Consider the following 18106-nt stretch of genomic DNA (forward strand, 5'->3'; position numbering starts at 1 on the left):
AGGTGTCGCATTTTTAGGCCTCACATTAACGGTCTATACTACCGAACGCCTCCGTCTCCAATTTATCGACGCAGGTCACAAGAATCGTATTTGCTCGCGGTTTCTACAATTTCCGATACCGCGTCAATTTCTGGGCGAAAAATTGCCGATAAAACATAAAAAAACGCTTTAACTTCATGGTTCGCACGTCTATCATGCGCCGTCTATTTTTAGGGGAATTTTTACTTAGCTAATCGCCCGCGGTGTAAGGAGTGAGAGTAGAATTGAACGCAACACAACCAATTAAAAAACCCGTTGTCCAGCTGAAAGGACTGCGTAAGAGCTTCGATGGCAAAGAGATCATCTCAAACTTCGATCTTGAAATTAACAACGGTGAGTTTTTAACCATTCTAGGTCCGTCAGGTTGTGGCAAGACCACAGTACTTCGTTTGATTGCTGGTCTTGAAGATGCAGACGATGGCCAAATTATCATCGATGAGCAGGACGTTACTGCTATCCCCGCAGAACAACGTCATGTAAATACCGTATTCCAGAGCTATGCGCTGTTCCCACACATGACTGTGTTCGACAACGTTGCTTTCGGCCTGCGCATGCAGAAAGTCGCTGAAAGTGAAATCGAACCTCGTGTGATGGAAGCACTTCGCATGGTTCAACTCGAGCAATTCGCCCCTCGCAAACCTCACCAGCTTTCTGGTGGCCAGCAACAGCGTGTTGCTATCGCGCGTGCTGTGGTGAACAAACCTAAAGTATTGCTGTTGGACGAATCGCTCTCTGCGCTGGATTACAAACTGCGTAAACAAATGCAGATGGAACTGAAACAGCTCCAGCGTAAACTTGGTATTACTTTCATCTTCGTTACTCACGATCAGGAAGAAGCCCTGTCGATGTCTGACCGCATCATCGTGATGAAGTCAGGTGAAGTGGTCCAAGATGGCACCCCTCGTGAAATCTACGAAGAGCCTGCAAACCTGTTCGTTGCGCGCTTCATTGGCGAAATCAACGTGTTCGATGCAGATGTCATCTCGCGCATCGATGAGCTGCGTATTACCGCGACCATCGAAGGCCGTGAGTGTCAGGTTTACTGTAAGTTAGACGTCAAAGCGGGTGACCGCGTGAAAGTTCTGCTTCGCCCTGAAGATCTGCGCATCGAAGAAATCGAAGCTGCAGACACAGGCAACGGTATCGTTGGTTATGTTCGCGAACGCAACTACAAGGGCATGACGCTGGATTCAGTGCTTGAGCTGGAATCTGGCATGTCAGTCATGGTCAGCGAGTTCTTCAATGAAGACGATCCAGATGTAGACCACTCATTGGATCAGAAAGTCGCGATTACCTGGGTTGAAAGCTGGGAAGTGGTACTGCCTGATGAAGAAGCTTAATCTCCAAAACGCCATCATTGGCGTGATTGTAGGTTGGTTGCTGCTGTTCGTGTTTATCCCGAACCTGATGATTATTGTCACCAGCTTCCTGACCCGCGATGACGCAAACCTGATTGAGATGACCTTCACCTTGAGCAACTACGCCAAGTTGATGGACCCGCTCTACGCAAAGGTGGTTTGGCATTCATTCTATATGGCAGCCATTGCTACCCTGCTCTGTTTGCTGATTGGTTACCCGTTTGCGTACATTATTGCGCGCATGCCAGTGAAATGGCGTCCTGTGATGCTGTTTATGGTGATTATTCCTTTCTGGACTAACTCGCTGATCCGTACGTACGGCCTGAAAATTTTCCTGGGTACCCGTGGTTTGCTTAACGAAGGCCTGCTGACGCTGGGCATTATCGACAAGCCATTACGCATTATGTACACCGAGTATGCGGTGATGATTGGCCTGGTTTATATCCTGCTGCCATTTATGATTCTGCCGCTTTACTCAAGCATCGAGAAGCTGGACAACAGCTACCTCGAGGCCGCGAAAGACTTAGGCGCAAGTAAGCTTCAGGCATTTATCAAAGTTATTTTGCCTTTGACCATGCCGGGCATCATTGCTGGCTGTCTTCTAGTTCTGCTTCCAGCACTGGGTATGTTCTACGTATCTGACCTGTTGGGCGGCGCGAAGAACCTGTTGATTGGTAACGTCATCAAGAGTCAGATCCTCAATGTTCGTGACTGGCCGTTTGGTTCAGCAGCGAGTATTTCCCTGACTGTATTGATGGGTCTCATGCTGTTCGCCTACTGGCGTGTTGGCAAACTGATTAACAAGAAGGTAGAGCTGGAATGAGTAAGTTTTTCCGTACCAGCTTTATGTCGCTGGTCTATGCGTTCTTATACATCCCTATCGTCATTCTTATCGTTAACTCGTTTAACGAAAGTAAATTCGGTATGGAGTGGAAAGGTTTTACCACTAAGTGGTACACCCTGCTTTTGAATAACGACAGCCTGGTGCAGGCGGCGTGGAACTCACTGACCATTGCCGTGTTTTCTGCAACCGCAGCGGCGGTTATCGGCAGTCTGACTGCCGTTGCTCTGTTCCGCTATCGCTTCCGCGGTAAAGGCTTCGTGAATGGCATGCTGTTCGTGGTAATGATGTCTCCTGACATCGTGATGGCAATCTCTCTGTTAGCGCTGTTCGTGCTGATGGGCGCACAACTGGGTTTCCTGACCCTGTTGCTGTCACACATCACTTTCTGTCTGCCGTTTGTTGTTGTGACGGTTTACAGCCGACTGAATGGTTTTGATGCACGTATGCTTGAAGCAGCGAAAGACTTAGCTGCGAGTGAGTGGACGATTCTGACGAAAATCATTCTGCCTCTGGCTGCACCTGCCGTTGCTGCAGGCTGGTTGTTAAGCTTTACCCTGTCTTTGGACGACGTCATTGTTAGTTCGTTCGTGACGGGTCCAAGCTATGAAATCTTGCCACTGAAAATCTACTCAATGGTTAAGGTTGGCGTTTCTCCGGAAGTGAATGCTCTGGCGACGCTGATGCTTATCGTCTCTCTCGTGCTGGTCATTTGCTCTCAAATGCTGGCACGCGACAAAGTGCGATAATGATACGAAGGGAGCAATCTTGAAGGTTGCTCCCCTCTGTTGTTTTCGCATTTTTCAGTCACGGATGGCTTGAACCACCCGTTATTCTCAATAATACCAATGAAAAACTACAGGAGTTGTCGATGAAACCCTGGTCTAAGTTTGTGCTGGGAAGCGCGTTGTCCTTCTCTCTTTTCTCTCACGCTGCGATTGCAGAAGAAGAGCTCTACTTCTACAACTGGTCTGAATACATTCCTACCGAAGTGCTTGAGCAGTTCACAGAGGAAACTGGCATCAAAGTCATTTACTCAACCTACGAGTCAAATGAAAGCATGTACGCCAAATTGAAAACACACCCTGAAGGTTACGACTTGGTTGTGCCATCGACTTACTATGTGAAGAAGATGCGCGACGAAGGCATGCTGCAAAAAATCGATAAAAGCAAACTCAGCCACTTCGACGGCCTTGATCCAAACAACCTGAACAAGCCGTTTGACCCAGATAACCAATACTCTATCCCGTATATCTGGGGTGCAACCGGTATCGGTGTAAACACGGACTTCGTTGAAAAAGACTCAGTACATGCTTGGGCAGACCTTTGGAACCCAGAGTATGAAGGCCAATTGCTGATGATGGATGATGCCCGTGAGTTCTTCCACATCGCGCTGACCAAACTCGGCTACTCGGCTAACACCACCAACCCGGAAGAAATCAAAGCGGCTTACGAAGAGCTGAAGAAGATTATGCCAAACGTGCTGGTGTTCAACTCAGACTTCCCAGCAAACCCTTACATGGCTGGCGAAGTGGCACTGGGTATGCTTTGGAACGGTTCTGCTTACATCGCTCGTAGCGAAGGCGCACCCGTCGACATCGTATGGCCAGAAGAAGGCGCGATTTTCTGGATGGATAGCCTTGCGATCCCAGCGACAGCGAAAAACGTGGACGCTGCACACAAGATGATCGACTTCCTGCTACTTCCTGAGAATGCAGCGAAACTGGCTATCGAAATCGGTTACCCAACACCGGTTAAAGCAGCGTACCCTCTCCTGCCGAAAGCATTCAAAGATGATCCAAGCATCTACCCACCACAAGATGTGATGGAGAAAGGTGAGTGGCAAAGCTCAGTTGGCGAAGCGAATGTGCTTTATGAAGAATACTTCCAGAAGCTGAAAGCGGGTCAATAACACACAAAAAGCGGCCACTGGCCGCTTTTTGTCACTCATTTGAAACCAGCTCAATCTTGCAGTGCAAGAATCTCTTCAACCAGCTCCGGAACCAAAACGCTCGCCTTTCCATAGCGCTTTTCATCAAATTCACTTTCTACCGCACTCGGTTCCAGGTTGACTTCAATCGTTCTCGCGCCATTAATCGCCGCTTCGTGTACAAACCCGGCAGCAGGATAAACAGAGCCCGACGTTCCAATCGAAATAAACAGGTCTGCTTCTACCAAGGCGGTATGGATCTTGTCCATATCAAGTGGCATTTCACCAAACCAGACGACATGTGGCCTCATGGACGATGGCATTTGGCAGCAATGGCATAAATCATCGACCATAATGTCGTCCTTCCAATCCAATACTTGGTTTGAGCCACTGCAACGGGCTTTCAGCAGTTCCCCGTGCATATGAATGATATTTTGACTGCCAGCTCTCTCGTGCAGGTTGTCGATGTTTTGCGTAACCACAGTGACTGAGCCTTCCAAATCCTGCTCTAGCTTTGCCAGCGCTTCGTGAGCTGCGTTCGGCGCAACGCCTGACTGCAATTGTCTTCTGCGTTGGTTGTAGAAGGTTTGAACTAATGCTGGGTTTCTTGCGAAACCTTCAGGCGTCGCAACATCCTCGATGTGATGCTCTTCCCATAACCCGTCTTGAGCCCTGAAGGTCCGGATCCCCGACTCTGCCGAGATACCTGCCCCCGTTAGTATGACGATGTTTTTATAGGGGAATTGCATATTGAGCTTCCTTTCTGGCAGTGATTCCTACGCGCTTTTACTGTGTTGGATTTATATGCGCTTTAAACCTTTATATCACTGTTGGTATTGGCAAAACAGCTCAGCGGGACTAGACCATGGTCGAAATCCTACATAAAACAGCATTTAACGAGAGAAATCCGAAATATGTCTTATATTTAATAAGTGTCCCAAACATGAATCGGAACTGACACTTGCAACGACTCAAACTCTCTTTACTTGCTGCCTCGATCACGGCGCTGGTTTCAGTAAACACTGAAGCTGGGGAGCTCGTGCAGCTTAGCGGGTTTGGTAATATTTCTGCTATTCATTCGGGAACCGAAAAGTTTGGTTTCGTTTATGACCTAACCAAAGAAGGCGTTTTTGATGAATGGAGCCTAGAAGCAGGCTCATCTGTAGGTTTACAGCTCAACGCCAGCCTCTCCGACGATTGGGACTTTGTGATTCAAGGAGTCGTTCAGGATCGTATCGAAAACGATCTTAACAAGAGCATCACCTGGGCCTTTCTTCGCTACAAAGTATCTCCTGATGTGACCGTCAGAGTTGGACGCATCGCTACTCCGATTTACATGCTGTCAGAATACCGCGATGTGGGTTTTGCTTATCTGTGGACAAAGCCCATCACAGACTTTTACGCCAACATCCCTGTTACTAGCCTTAATGGTGGCGATATTGCTTACACCACACCACTCGGGAATGGTGTGATTGAAGCAAAAGTCTTCGGCGGTCAGTCAGATGTATCGATAAATACGATTTATGAATCCTATGAGGTGACACTGTCACCACTCATAGGAACAAAGCTGAGTTACTTTACCGACCAATGGATACTTTCGGGTTCTGCAGCGACCGCAAAGGTCGATGAGGGCAACCCAGCGACAACACTGATCACTAATTCATCATCAAATCCATCCATTTTCCAGGCTTGGCCATCTCTTCAAAGCTCGCTACAAGACTTTGAATTCGAAAACACCCGGTTCTATTACTATTCGCTGGGTGCTCAATACGAAACTGGAGATTGGAACATCCAGACTGAATTGAGTTATACCGATGCAGATTGGCCATTCTTCCCCGACCTTGCTGCTGGCTATACCAGCGTGGGAAGAACAATTAACGACCTCACTGTTTATGGGTTTGCGTCAAAGGCTAAATCCGTTGGCGAAATCTATGAGTTAGAGGCGCCACCAACAGCCTTACTCTCCAATCCGCAAATAGGCGGCGCATATGCACTGATTAAAGGAAACCTCGATGCAAGGGTTATCGATCAAGAAACCATCGGTATCGGGGCGCGTTATGACATCAATTCACAACTGTCACTGAAAGGACAATTTGAAAGAACCTGGTTGAACAACAACCGAATCGGCGGTTGGTCAGTTGACGAACAGGGCCTCACAGCGCCTGTTCCTGACCATATCGATACCATCTCCATTAGCCTGAGTTTCGTGTTCTGATATGAAAAGATTTGTATTAGCACTACTCACATTAACATGGCTAGCATGGTCTTCCGGAGCCCGTGCAGAATTGGTAGTGGTTGTAAATGCAGAAAACCCACTCAGTGCCCTCTCTTCACGCCAGTTGGTGGACTTATACATGGGCCGCTACAACTCCTATCCAAACGGAGAATCAGCGGACACGACAGATTTACCTGAGCGCAGCCAAGAGCGAGAGCTGTTCTATCGTATGTTGGTGGGCAAGTCAGCAGCACAGGTCAATGCCTATTGGGCAAGATTACTCTTCACTGGAAAGTCTGAGCCTCCACAAACTGTACGTTCGCCTGATGACGTCATTGCCTTGGTGAAAGACAACAAGAATGCAATTGCGTATATCAACGAAGCCGACTTGGTTGATGGTTTAAAAGTGGTATATAGATTTGAAGATTCTCAATAAACGCATTCACATTCGGGTTGCAACGGGTGTTGCCACCGGCGCATTCCTTTTCTCGATCTTCGCTTCTATCACTTGGTTCTACATTTCTTACCATCAGGAAGTCGACCGCTCACGTAGTCAAATCAAGCAAGTCATCACAACTATTGAACAAACCGCTTCTATTGCTATGTATTTGGGCAATAAAGAACTGGCGGAAGAAGTGCTACGAGGGCTAGAAGCGAATGATATTATCTCGGCTGCGCGCCTGACGAGTCAGGACGGCCTTTCTGCTTCTTTTTCGGGTAACAGCGATTTAGACCAAGCCGACACTGCCATTATCTTCCCTATTGTCTCGCCTTTCGATGAGAATGAATTTGTCGGCGATCTGCTGGTTTACCCAAATCAAAGGTACATCGAAAATAATGCGATATCATTGGCGAAAATTCAGGTCATTGTATTGGTTTTCTATTCCGTGATTATCGCGTTGCTGACACTCATTATCGTCAACCGAATCCTGACGGAACCGATGAAAAACATCGCTAACCGCTTCCACATCATCACGCCTGGTGACACTACCCGAATCGAAGTTCCTGTCGGTCATAAAGAAAATGAAATCGGAGCTTTAGTCAGCGACATTAATGGCTTGCTCGATGCAGTAAACAACCAAATAGATAACGAGCGGGATCTGCGTTCTGAAACCGAAAATCTATCCAAAAAGTTCCGTTTTATCTTTGAGAGAGCGAGCGCAGGTATTGGTCTGATTGACTCTGGAAACCAACTTATTGTTGCGAACCCCGCGCTGCTGAGATTGCTCGGCCAGACTTTTATTGTCGATACCGACCGATTCTCAAAAACAGACTTCACGGGTTACTTCAATGATCCTGCCGAAATCAAAGAATTCATTGAAGAGTTCTGGCTTAAGCCTGGCAACCAGTTCAGCGCCATGGATATTCAGCTCAAACATAAGGTCCGTGCTGCAGACCGTTGGGTACACTGCCTGTTCTCGAAAGTCGAAGACATTAACAATCCAGATGACAGCTTGCTTGAAGTTGTTCTCTATGACATCACAGAACGTGCCGAGCGTGAGCAGAACATTATTTATGAGGCGGAACACGACCCTATCACTCAGCTTCTGAACCGTCGTGCTGGTATGGCTAAGTTGGAAGTATCGCTTCAAGAAGCTGATAAGAAACAACGTAAGTTTGCTGTGCTTATGATCGATCTTGATGGCTTCAAGCACGTAAACGACACTTACGGCCATGATGCCGGAGACAAGGTGATCATTGAGGTCGCCAATCGAATCAAGCAATTCTTCCGCGGTTCTGATGTGGTAGCTCGCTGGGGCGGTGATGAGTTCTTGATTGGCTTCTCATATAACCCAAATTACGAAACAGCGGTGTCAGATATTGCCTCAGATCTTCAATTCCAAATCGCCCTACCCGTTGAAATCGGCCACGAGCAAACTGCATGCGTGGGTTCAAGTATCGGTATCAGCGTATACCCTGACAACGACGAAGCCATCAGTGCGCTTATCGAGCAGGCTGATGAAGCGATGTATTACGTGAAAAACAATGGCAAAAACTTCTTCCGCTTTTATCAGGCAGAAGAAGCGACAGCATCAGCAAATCGATAGTCTCGCATTATCAAACATTGAATCCGTCCGTAGCCTCTCTGTATGCTGTGTTTTCACTTCGTAAGCAAAGGACTTCCATTGATGCACCCTCTCAGAGTTTCAGTCCGTGCTGTTTGTTACCGAGACAATACCATTCTGCTCGCTGAACATCGCGACGATCGTGGCCTTTGGTACATTATTCCTGGTGGTGGCATACAGCACAATGAAACGCTCGACCTTGCGTTTAAACGAGAGCTTCTTGAAGAAACGGGCGGTGAAGCAGATATGGGCGACATTCTTTTTGTCCGTGAAGTGATTGCGGATGAATTGGAAACCACTTATCTACCCAAACACCTCCATCAAATAGAACTCTTTGTTGAAGCAACTAATTTCCGACAGATCACCGAAGCATCAGAACCGGATAAAGACCAAATAGGTATGGTTTGGATGCCACTCGATAAACTGCCGGATTTGCTTTTCTTTCCAAAAGCCATGGTGGGAGCGCTTCAAACCAAATCCTTCGACAAGATCTATCAAGGTCACATTATGTAACTGGCTAGACCATTTGTTGTTAGTCACTCAGTTACAATGCCCAACAAGATTAACAGTGGACATCCACCAAAAGAGATCATGCAGTTAGATAACTACTTCAGTCAGAAAGACGGTCAATTCGTTTTCACTCGCCAACAGGCAAGTCACTTCGCCAAACTCGTTGCCGGCGATTTCAACCCGATTCACGACGAGGATTCCAAACGATTCTGCGTACCAGGTGATCTTCTTTTCTCTGTTCTTCTTGCGAAGGCTGGTATTAGCCAGAATATGCGAGTCAGCTTTTCAGGCATGATTTCTGATAATCTTGGCCTCGCGATTCGCGAGGATGAAAACGGTCACCTGGATGTGATCGATGCAAACGACAAATGTTATCTAACCATGCACCGCGAAGGCGATAATTTGGTCAATGAGAAGCTTGCGGCTAATGTTGCCGAAAACTACGTGAAATTCTCTGGCATGAACTTCCCCCACATCATGGTTCCTTTGATGGAAGAAAGCGGCATGATGATCAATCCAGATCGCCCGCTGGTGATGTACGAGAGCATGGAGCTCAACTTCAAACACCTTAACTTTTCAAACCCGACAGTTGAGCTAACTAACTCCACCATGGAAGTATCCGGTAAGCGTGGCGCTGTTATTCTTGCCTTTGCGTTCAGAGAAAACGGCGAAGTTATTGGTGAAGGAAAGAAAAAAATGGTGTGTAGCGGCCTTCGCGAATACGAAACCTCAGCGGTAGATGCTTTGGTTGATAGGTTCAACAGCCGAAAATCAGAATTCTTATCTGCACAGCCTGCATAACCTGTACGACATACCATATGAACCCCGATTCATTCGGGGTTTTTTATTTGCGTCAATGTCTTATGTTCAATATTTAGTCACACTTTTCACACACTGTTCTATATTTAACTTATCAATAGCGCGCTGGAGTTAAATATGGCAACTGCGAATCTACTCTCTCATATCGATAAGCTCCCAAAGATTCCAAAGGTCGTTCAGGAACTGATGGATTTGGTGAACAGTGAAGGTTCAGACATGAACCAAATCTCGGAAAAAATCGCGATGGATCAAGTGATCAGTGCTCGCGTTTTGCGTCTGTCAAACTCAGCCCACTTTGGTCGAGGCAGAAGCGTCTCTTCTGTTGATGAAGCGGTTATTCGACTGGGTCTGGGTCCTATCCGTACGCTCGTAACGGCTTCGGCGCTGATGAGTACTTTTCCAAAGATTGAAGGATTGGATCTCAACGAGTTTTGGGGAACCACCTTCGAAGTAGCAACCTTATGTAAAAGTGTTGCGAAGGAGCTCAAAGCAGATCAAAACGAAGCTTTTACCGCGGGCATGCTGCACAACATCGGTGACTTGTTGATTTATACCGTTTACCCGGACAAGGCTCAAAAAGTCGAACTCCACATGGAAGCTGGCAAAACCAAGCCTGAAGCACAGCAAATTGTTTTAAACACAGACAATGCACAACTGGGCGGTGAGCTAGCCAAGAGCTGGAAGTTTGCAGATACACTGGTCGACGCCATCGCTCACCAATATGGTGCCGTTCAAGGCGATAACTTCTCTCAACTTGCCGCTATCATCAATTTTTGTGCAAAAGTTGACGGAAACTGGGACAGCCTTGTCGATGGAGAAGCCAAAATCACCTGGCTTAACCATCAACTCGAATACAGCATGCTTGGACTCAATGAAAATGTTGTTGAGTCGATTGACGATATTCGTGGTGCTGGTCGCGAGATGGCTAAGTCTCTGCTCTAAGCACAACCAATGTCCTTTCGAAAAGCGCCGAAAAGGCGCTTTTCTTTTGTTCAAAGCAAGTCAAGCCCCTTCCTATTGCGTCGTTTTTGGAAACAATAAATTCATTTAATGCTATTTATCGCAAGATAACAGAGGCATAAGCTGGCTTTCTAATAAAAATACAAAACCCAATACATGGGTTAATTACACTGTATCCAGCAACAGTATGTTTCAGAATTTCAACGTTGTTTGGGTATTCAGAAAGCAATGTCGCGAGGACAGCACATGCAACAACCTCGAATCTACCCTGCTAAGCCGCAGAAGGTTTATCTCTACGCTACCTGCCTGGTCGACGCCTTTGACCCGGAGACAGGCCTAGACGCCATTTCCCTGTTAGAACAACAAGGCATTGATGTCGAGTTTATTCCTAAACAAACCTGCTGTGGACAGCCCGCTTACAGCTCTGGCTATACAGAAGAAGCAAGAACCGTCGCTGAGCATCAAATGGCTCTGTTTCCTGAAAATATCCCTGTCGTCATTCTTTCTGGTTCTTGCGGCGGCATGATGGTTCACCACTACCCCAGATTGTTTGAAGGTCATGCGCTGGCTGACGCCGCCAAGTCTTTTTCGGCGCGCGTATTCGAGCTCACTGAGTTTCTCACCAATGTATGTCGCGCCAAGTTCGAAGACCAAGGCGAAGAAACCACGGTCGCCGTTCACACTTCTTGCGCAGCAAGACGCGAAATGAACGTTCACATCTACACCGCTCACTTACTCAGCCAACTCGATAATGTCGAAGTCAAACATCCCGACTACGAGGAAGAATGCTGCGGCTTCGGCGGTACTTTCTCTGTCCGCCATCCAAACATCAGTGAAGCCATGGTAGACGACAAGTCCAATAACCTGAAAAACACCGGCGGCGTGCAGTTCGTCAGTGCGGATTGGGGATGCATGTTGAATATCAATGGCGCACTGGAATACAAAGGCGAGACATTCAGAGGCAAACATATTGCCCGATTTTTGGCGGAACGAGTTGCTGTGGCCGGAGGTGATCAATGAATCGCAATACGCCTGAGCATTTTCACCCTCAAGCAAAAGACGCGCTGGGAGATAAAAAGTTACGTCAGAATTTTCGAGGGGCTATGGATTACCTTCGCGGTAAACGCCGTGATGCCTTTCCTGAAGCGGCCGAAGAAAAAGCTGTACGTGATCTCGCAGAAGCGATCCGCCAACGCTGCTTAAGTAAACTGCCAGAACTTCTCGAAAAACTTGAAAAACAGCTCACCCGAAATGGTATCCACGTTCATTGGGCACTGAATGCAGATGAAGCGAATGCCATCTTCAGTGATATTGCGAAGAAACATCAAGCCACCTTGATGGTGAAAGGAAAATCCATGGTTAGCGAGGAAATCGGCCTCAATCATCACATGGAAAAGCAAGGGGTGCGCTGCCTGGAAAGTGATATGGGCGAATACATTGTACAGTTGGATGGAGACACGCCATCGCACATCATCATGCCCGCTATTCACAAGAACAAACAGCAAGTCTCAGATACCTTCGAACACAATCTGGATGACTTCAAACCGACAATAGACGTCGACATTCTTATCCGAACTGGACGTAATGCTTTACGCCAAGCCTATCAGGAAGCAGAGATAGGTGTTTCGGGCGTGAATTTCGCCGTTGCTGAAACAGGCACCCTTTGCCTGGTTGAAAATGAAGGCAACGGGCGTATGTGTACCACCATTCCGAAAGTACACATTGCGATAACCGGTATAGAAAAAGTGGTCGAGTACCTGTCAGATGTGCCTCCGCTCTATAGTGCACTGACCCGCTCAGCCACCGGACAAAACATCACTACCTACTTCAATATGATCAGCAGTCCGCGCAAAGAAGACGAGCTAGATGGTCCCGAAGAAGTACACCTAATCTTGTTGGACAACGGGCGCACTCAGGCTTATCACGACGAAGAACTGCGTAAAACACTCCAATGTATTCGCTGTGGAGCTTGCATGAACCACTGTCCGGTTTATACCCGCATTGGTGGCCACGCGTACGGCACAGTTTATCCGGGGCCAATTGGGAAGATTATCTCCCCACACCTGATGGGCATCGACAGTACGAAAGAATTGATCACAGCATCCAGTTTGTGCGGTGCCTGTGAGGAAGTCTGCCCAGTTCGTATTCCCATTCCTTCATTGCTTCAGCGCTTGCGTCAGGAATCCAAGAACAAATCCGAGCCAAACCACGAGGTACTTGATGGCCAGAATACGGCGAGTAATGCCTTGGAGAAAGCGGCGATGAAAGGCTTCGCTTATGCCGCCACGCATCCATCGCTCTACCACACAGGCTTAAATGCAGCGAGAAAGATGAATGGGCTTATTCCGAATCATCTCGGCAACTGGACGCAATGCCGCGTTAAACCCAAACTCGCCAAAACATCTCTCAAAGCCAAAATCGCGCAGCGCAATGGAGATAAGAAATGAAAACACAAAGCCAAAACGCGCGCGCTGTGATCTTCGGCAAATTGAACGCAGCACCACGCACACAAAAAAATGATGAATTGCCAGAATGGTATGCCTGGAGTTCAGACGATGCACAAATGCGTGTCGATCGATTGGCTAAATGCATGAATGCAAGCCATACGGAAATTATCCGTACAGATAAAGGGAGCATTGAGACTGCGTTAGCGGAATGTATTCAAAGCAATGGTTTCGAAAAAGTACTGTTCTCGAAAAACAGCCCGTTGGCGGAAGTTATCGCAAACCAATGTCCTGAGACAACGGCGCTCAAATATAACCAAACCATGGAATCTTTAAAATCCACGTTGTTTCAGGAAGTAGATGCCAGCGTTAATGTGATTAAAGCCGCCATTGCGGATACTGGTACATTGGCTATCGTAACAGGCGAAGACGAACCGCGAGCCCTGTCACTGGTTCCTCCTGTACACATTGCTATCCTTCGTGAATCTGACATTGTGTCTAATTTCAGCGAGTTAATGACATCGCCGTTCTGGAAAGATGCAGGATGGGATACTGAGCCTCCGACAAATCTTGTGTTGATTTCCGGCCCATCAAAGACCGCAGATATCCAACAGACTCTTGCATATGGCGCGCACGGACCGAAGCGCCTCGTCCTGATTTTGGTTAAGGAGTGACCATGAGCCAGACATTGGCCGATTCAATCTATCAAACTTTGCAGGAAGCGCTGTTGCAAAGGATACCTGAGCAGCGTCTAATCACAGATGAAACCAGACGTTTAGCTTATGGCACCGATGCCAGCTTTTACCGGCTTATTCCAAAAATCGTCGTTCAGGCGGATAACTTAGATGATGTGGTGTTCATCATTCAAACCTGCGGCGAGTTAAACGTCCCTTTCACCTTCCGCGCTGCAGGCACCAGTCTGTCCGGTCAAGCAGTATCAGATTCAGTCTTGATTACACTGACAGACAACTGGCGTAACCACACCATTCTAGAAGACGGTGAAAAAATCCGACTTCAACCAGGTGTGATTGGTGCTGATGCCAATCGCTACCTTGCCCCTTTTGAACGTAAGATTGGGCCGGATCCTGCTTCGATCAATAGTTGTAAGATCGGTGGTATCGCGGCGAACAACGCTAGTGGCATGTGCTGCGGTACCGCGCAGAACACCTATAAAACCGTTGAGTCAATGAAGATTGTTTTCCATGACGGTACGCTACTCGACACCAGTGACTCCCAATCAGTCAATCAATTCAAACAAAGCCACCAGCATCTTATCGAAGGGATTCAATCGCTTTGTAATGAGGTGAATGAGAATAAAGAACTAAAGTCGCGCATTGCCCATAAATATCGCTTAAAGAACACCACTGGTTACGCGCTTAATGCACTGATTGATTTCACTGATCCCATCGATGTGCTGACACACCTCATGGTTGGCTCTGAAGGTACATTGGGCTTTATTGCCGAGATCACTTACCACACCGTAGTCGAGCACCCAAACAAAGCCTCATCACTGTTGGTATTTAGCGATATCGAAACTGCATCGAATGCCGTCACCGCGCTTTCTAAAACACCGGTGTCATCAGTAGAAATGATGGATGGTCGCGCATTAAGATCAGTCGCCGACAAGCCCGGCATGCCCGATTTCCTGCCACAACTCACACTCGAACATTGTGCCCTGCTGGTGGAGTCCCGAGCTGCGGATCAAGACACACTCGACCAACAGTGCAAAACCATTCTTTCTTCCATCGCAGAATATGACGTTCCACATCAAGTCGCTTTTACGTCTAACGCAAACACAGTCGCAACATTATGGGGGATTCGTAAAGGCATGTTCCCTGCCGTTGGCGCTGTTCGAGAAGCGGGTACAACAGTGATTATCGAAGATGTCGCCTTCCCCGTTGAGCGTCTGGCATCAGGCGTACGTGAACTTCAGGCACTGTTTACCCAATACGATTACAACGAGGCCATTATCTTCGGACATGCGTTAGAAGGTAACTTGCACTTCGTCTTCACTCAAGGGTTTGATAGCTCAGAAGAAGTTGAACGCTATGGCAAATTTATGGATGACGTCGCGCAGCTCGTTGCCGTGAAATATGGCGGCTCTTTAAAAGCAGAGCATGGTACCGGTCGTAACATGGCGCCCTACGTTGAGTTGGAATGGGGAACTGATGCCTACTCACTGATGCAACGCATCAAAACCTTGTTTGACCCGAGAGGACTACTCAATCCGGGCGTGATTATCAATGACGACCCGCATGCGCACGTTAAGAACCTGAAACCGATGCCAAAAGCAGATGATCTCGTCGATCGCTGTATCGAATGTGGTTTCTGTGAGGCTGTGTGCCCATCAAGAACACTTTCACTGTCACCAAGACAGCGGATCGTCATGTATCGTGAACTTAGCCGTTTAGAGCGAGACGGTTCTACTGAGCGATATGCAGAGCTTCAGAAGGCTTTTGATTACCTTGGTGTAGATACCTGTGCCGCAACTGGACTATGTGCTGACCGCTGTCCTGTGGGTATCAATACCGGTGATCTCATCAAGAAGGTACGTACAGAGAAATACAAACGCTTTACGCCGATTGCGACCTGGACGGCAGATCATTTCTCAACTGTCACTGCTATGACGCGATTCGGTCTGACCACCAATAAAGTGATGCAGACAACGCTAGGCCAAAAAGCGCTCAGCTCGACCTTCAATGGACTTCGTAAACTGACCAAGGGTAGAACCCCAAGCTGGCATGAGAACTTTCCTGTTTCGAATAGCACTCAGGTCGAGCCATCTGCTGTCGCTAAAGAGAAAAAAGTCGTTTACTTCCCTTCTTGTGCCTCTCGCAATATGGGCAATGCAGTGACCAGTGATGACAAACACTCACTGACCGAGGTGACATTGTCACTTCTTGAGCGGGCGGGATATCAAGTTATTACACCAAACTCACTCAAATCACTCTGTTGCGGTATGCCTTACGACAGTAAAGGCATGAATTCTATTGCCAAGAACAAAAGCGAGGAACTTCAGGCCGCGCTTTGGCATGCAAGCCAACACGGAAAAATCCCGGTGCTGATGGATACCAGCCCTTGCACCAAACTCAGTAAGGAACAATTTTCCCAGACCATGAATATCATGGAGCCTGCAGGCTTTATCATGGAACACCTCATTGATGCGCTGGATATCAAGCCACTGGATGAAACCGTGATGCTTCATATCACCTGCAGTTCGAGACGTATGGGATTAGCAGATACATTGCTGAAAGCCACTAAAGCGTGTGCAAAGGAAGTGATTGTACCGGAACATATTGAGTGTTGTGGTTTTGCAGGGGATAAAGGCTTTTTCACGCCAGAACTCAATGAGTCTGCCCTTTCTCCGCTAAAAACTCAGATTCCAGATGGATGTACGCGGGGATTCAGTAACAGTAGGACTTGTGAGATTGGATTAACCCATCACAGCGGCATTCCTTACCGAAGCATTCTTTACCTGTTGGATGAAGCTTCACGACCTCGCGGTTAACGCTAATTGCTTCACCCTGTCCATTCTCATGCCCTTTACGTTGCCACGTTAAAGGGCTTTTTATTTCTCAAACGCTCGCCCGATCATGAACCCTACGAGACTCAGCAAACAAAAATTCCCAATAATGACTAGCCTGGTCACTTGACCCTCACGCTTGAGATTTCTCAGCAATTCATCGTCGCGTTTCGACTTTATGGAGTTATTAGGGTATTGGGGATTTTCCCTCTCAAGTAACATAGAACCCCATATTCAAAAGCAATTTAAGGGCTGTTAATCGTGCATATGAAAATTGTTTTGTTTTTAATTGGGCTTTCAACATGGGGAAGCCAAAGTATGGCTATGGATACAAGTATTGAATCTCAAATTGAGTTAGGACAGCGCAGTCTAACCCTAGTGCGTCATTGTGCAGGCCGTTTTGAACTTGAGTTACCCAAAGATATGACATTGCTTGAGGCAGGATATGGCCAACCTGAGTTTTCAATCGATATGTATGCGGAGGGCGATAAGACGGAGGGAGGCTTATACCGAGGGGAGCAAAGACTGGAACAGTGGTTAAGTTATATAGATAAAAAACGGCAAAAAGATTCAGAGTTTTCTCCTACAGAATATGTCATACAGGAATTGAAACCTCATTTGAAAACGGTCAGCTTCCATGCGGATATTCGAGGCCTAATGGACGATGATAACGCCCCTTACTCATTCACCACTTATTTTTTCCAGGACTTTCCAGAGCAACAGATGGGCCTTTCAATTCAAGGGTTGGCCATCGGCCATATTCCCCGTAATGTTGAAAATGTGCAGGAAACGTTTAACAGCCGAGTCACTTGGATGAAAGAAGCCATATCGGAAACGGTGATTCACCAGCCATGGCCTCATAATCAGTTTGGCATCTGCATGCCAAACGGTATTTTGATAAACAACAGCAGCCCTGTGCAAACCCAGCAAGGATACTTCCAGGAAAATTATGCCTTTGAGTTTTTCAATGGTAAAAAATCAATTTTTAGACTGTTAGTGGTAGTTTACAGTGATGAAACAGCACTTAAACAAGAAATTAGTCAAGTATCAGGCCTCTTATCCTTTATAGCGAGCAGTAAAACTAAGGTTGCAGGCCGCAACGGACGTTTGTTTATAAATGATGGTAAATACTCAGATACTGAGCGAGAGTTCAAATGGGTGAGTACGGATTCAAAGGTAAACAGTGTGCGATTTGCTCATATTGAAATTGAAGGCAAAATTGAAATTGACGATTACCCTGAGTTAAAGCCCCTCAATGCAACAGACATGGTCGTGGCCTTGATAAACGGTGTTCGAGTAAGAGAAAACGGTATGGAAGGCGTAAAACGCTAATTGTTTTTAGAACAGTCCGCTCAAAAGATGCTGAGTTGACTGAATTTATGAATTAACGAGGGCAGAAAA

16 protein-coding genes are annotated in these 18106 nt (G+C 47.1%); 15 read left to right on the forward strand and 1 reads right to left on the reverse strand.

Annotated features, from left to right (window positions below):
• Positions 1 to 263: 263 nt before the first annotated feature.
• The 4 genes from potA (at position 264) to GCE9029_RS05610 (ending at position 4150) form a co-directional block, all read left to right on the forward strand.
• A complete protein-coding gene (potA, locus tag GCE9029_RS05595; RefSeq protein WP_062661563.1) occupies positions 264 to 1379 on the forward strand; it encodes a spermidine/putrescine ABC transporter ATP-binding protein PotA in 1116 nt (371 codons plus the stop codon).
• The gene (gene potB, locus GCE9029_RS05600) at positions 1363 to 2220 is read left to right on the forward strand and encodes a spermidine/putrescine ABC transporter permease PotB (RefSeq protein WP_192815496.1); all 858 of its coding nucleotides are present in this window, start codon (positions 1363 to 1365) and stop codon (positions 2218 to 2220) included. The genes potA and potB overlap by 17 nt, the downstream gene beginning before the upstream one ends.
• Positions 2217 to 2987 (forward strand): spermidine/putrescine ABC transporter permease PotC, encoded by a 771-nt coding sequence (gene potC / locus GCE9029_RS05605; protein ID WP_002537168.1) that lies wholly within the window; start codon positions 2217 to 2219, stop codon positions 2985 to 2987. Before potB ends, potC begins: the two co-directional genes overlap by 4 nt.
• 122 nt (positions 2988 to 3109) lie before the next feature.
• Positions 3110 to 4150: an extracellular solute-binding protein gene (locus GCE9029_RS05610; RefSeq protein WP_062661566.1), complete on the forward strand. Its 1041-nt coding sequence runs from the start codon at positions 3110 to 3112 to the stop codon at positions 4148 to 4150.
• 50 nt (positions 4151 to 4200) lie between these two features.
• Here the strand turns inward: GCE9029_RS05610 and cobB are convergent, their stop codons facing one another.
• The gene (gene cobB / locus GCE9029_RS05615) at positions 4201 to 4917 is read right to left on the reverse strand and encodes a Sir2 family NAD+-dependent deacetylase (protein ID WP_062661568.1); all 717 of its coding nucleotides are present in this window, start codon (positions 4915 to 4917) and stop codon (positions 4201 to 4203) included.
• A gap of 212 nt (positions 4918 to 5129) precedes the next feature.
• Here cobB and GCE9029_RS05620 point away from each other — a divergent pair, with 212 nt between their 5' ends.
• The 11 genes from GCE9029_RS05620 to GCE9029_RS05670 all read left to right on the forward strand — a co-directional run bounded on the left by GCE9029_RS05620 (position 5130) and on the right by GCE9029_RS05670 (position 18037).
• Positions 5130 to 6383, forward strand: coding sequence for a hypothetical protein (locus GCE9029_RS05620; protein ID WP_197475324.1), 1254 nt, complete (start codon positions 5130 to 5132; stop codon positions 6381 to 6383).
• 1 nt (position 6384) lies between these two features.
• Positions 6385 to 6819 (forward strand): type 2 periplasmic-binding domain-containing protein, encoded by a 435-nt coding sequence (locus tag GCE9029_RS05625; RefSeq protein WP_082804286.1) that lies wholly within the window; start codon positions 6385 to 6387, stop codon positions 6817 to 6819.
• Complete coding sequence (locus tag GCE9029_RS05630; RefSeq protein ID WP_062661570.1) at positions 6803 to 8431, forward strand: sensor domain-containing diguanylate cyclase; 1629 nt, start codon at positions 6803 to 6805, stop codon at positions 8429 to 8431. The genes GCE9029_RS05625 and GCE9029_RS05630 overlap by 17 nt, the downstream gene beginning before the upstream one ends.
• Positions 8432 to 8512: 81 nt before the next feature.
• Positions 8513 to 8962, forward strand: a complete 450-nt coding sequence (locus GCE9029_RS05635; RefSeq protein ID WP_062661572.1) for an NUDIX domain-containing protein — start codon at positions 8513 to 8515, stop codon at positions 8960 to 8962.
• A 78-nt stretch (positions 8963 to 9040) separates the two neighbouring features.
• On the forward strand, positions 9041 to 9760 hold the full coding sequence (locus GCE9029_RS05640; RefSeq protein ID WP_062661574.1) for a DUF3581 family protein: 720 nt from the start codon (positions 9041 to 9043) through the stop codon (positions 9758 to 9760).
• Positions 9761 to 9895: 135 nt separating this feature from the next.
• A complete protein-coding gene (locus tag GCE9029_RS05645; RefSeq protein WP_062661576.1) occupies positions 9896 to 10720 on the forward strand; it encodes an HDOD domain-containing protein in 825 nt (274 codons plus the stop codon).
• A 264-nt stretch (positions 10721 to 10984) separates the two neighbouring features.
• On the forward strand, positions 10985 to 11758 hold the full coding sequence (locus GCE9029_RS05650; protein WP_062661578.1) for a (Fe-S)-binding protein: 774 nt from the start codon (positions 10985 to 10987) through the stop codon (positions 11756 to 11758).
• Positions 11755 to 13185, forward strand: a complete 1431-nt coding sequence (locus GCE9029_RS05655; protein WP_062661580.1) for a LutB/LldF family L-lactate oxidation iron-sulfur protein — start codon at positions 11755 to 11757, stop codon at positions 13183 to 13185. Before GCE9029_RS05650 ends, GCE9029_RS05655 begins: the two co-directional genes overlap by 4 nt.
• The gene (locus GCE9029_RS05660; RefSeq protein ID WP_062661582.1) at positions 13182 to 13856 is read left to right on the forward strand and encodes a LutC/YkgG family protein; all 675 of its coding nucleotides are present in this window, start codon (positions 13182 to 13184) and stop codon (positions 13854 to 13856) included. The genes GCE9029_RS05655 and GCE9029_RS05660 overlap by 4 nt, the downstream gene beginning before the upstream one ends.
• Before the next feature lie 2 nt (positions 13857 to 13858).
• On the forward strand, positions 13859 to 16690 hold the full coding sequence (locus GCE9029_RS05665; protein WP_062661585.1) for an FAD-binding and (Fe-S)-binding domain-containing protein: 2832 nt from the start codon (positions 13859 to 13861) through the stop codon (positions 16688 to 16690).
• A 282-nt stretch (positions 16691 to 16972) separates the two neighbouring features.
• Positions 16973 to 18037 carry a hypothetical protein gene (locus GCE9029_RS05670; RefSeq protein ID WP_231870043.1) on the forward strand — a complete coding sequence of 355 codons (1065 nt, stop codon included), beginning with the start codon at positions 16973 to 16975 and terminating at the stop codon, positions 18035 to 18037.
• Positions 18038 to 18106 lie beyond the last annotated feature (69 nt).

This window comes from Grimontia celer, assembly GCF_900055185.1.
Lineage (GTDB): Bacteria > Pseudomonadota > Gammaproteobacteria > Enterobacterales > Vibrionaceae > Enterovibrio > Enterovibrio celer.

Excerpts from the sequence above, each read along its gene's own strand:
- potC (WP_002537168.1), top strand. The coding sequence starts at position 2,217 with ATGAGTAAGTTTTTCCGTACCAGCTTTATGTCGCTGGTCTATGCGTTC.
- GCE9029_RS05610 (WP_062661566.1), top strand. The coding sequence starts at position 3,110 with ATGAAACCCTGGTCTAAGTTTGTGCTGGGAAGCGCGTTGTCCTTCTCT.
- cobB (WP_062661568.1), bottom strand. The coding sequence starts at position 4,917 with ATGCAATTCCCCTATAAAAACATCGTCATACTAACGGGGGCAGGTATC.
- GCE9029_RS05625 (WP_082804286.1), top strand. The coding sequence starts at position 6,385 with ATGAAAAGATTTGTATTAGCACTACTCACATTAACATGGCTAGCATGG.
- GCE9029_RS05635 (WP_062661572.1), top strand. The coding sequence starts at position 8,513 with ATGCACCCTCTCAGAGTTTCAGTCCGTGCTGTTTGTTACCGAGACAAT.
- GCE9029_RS05640 (WP_062661574.1), top strand. The coding sequence starts at position 9,041 with ATGCAGTTAGATAACTACTTCAGTCAGAAAGACGGTCAATTCGTTTTC.
- GCE9029_RS05645 (WP_062661576.1), top strand. The coding sequence starts at position 9,896 with ATGGCAACTGCGAATCTACTCTCTCATATCGATAAGCTCCCAAAGATT.
- GCE9029_RS05650 (WP_062661578.1), top strand. The coding sequence starts at position 10,985 with ATGCAACAACCTCGAATCTACCCTGCTAAGCCGCAGAAGGTTTATCTC.
- GCE9029_RS05655 (WP_062661580.1), top strand. The coding sequence starts at position 11,755 with ATGAATCGCAATACGCCTGAGCATTTTCACCCTCAAGCAAAAGACGCG.
- GCE9029_RS05660 (WP_062661582.1), top strand. The coding sequence starts at position 13,182 with ATGAAAACACAAAGCCAAAACGCGCGCGCTGTGATCTTCGGCAAATTG.
- GCE9029_RS05665 (WP_062661585.1), top strand. The coding sequence starts at position 13,859 with ATGAGCCAGACATTGGCCGATTCAATCTATCAAACTTTGCAGGAAGCG.
- GCE9029_RS05670 (WP_231870043.1), top strand. The coding sequence starts at position 16,973 with ATGAAAATTGTTTTGTTTTTAATTGGGCTTTCAACATGGGGAAGCCAA.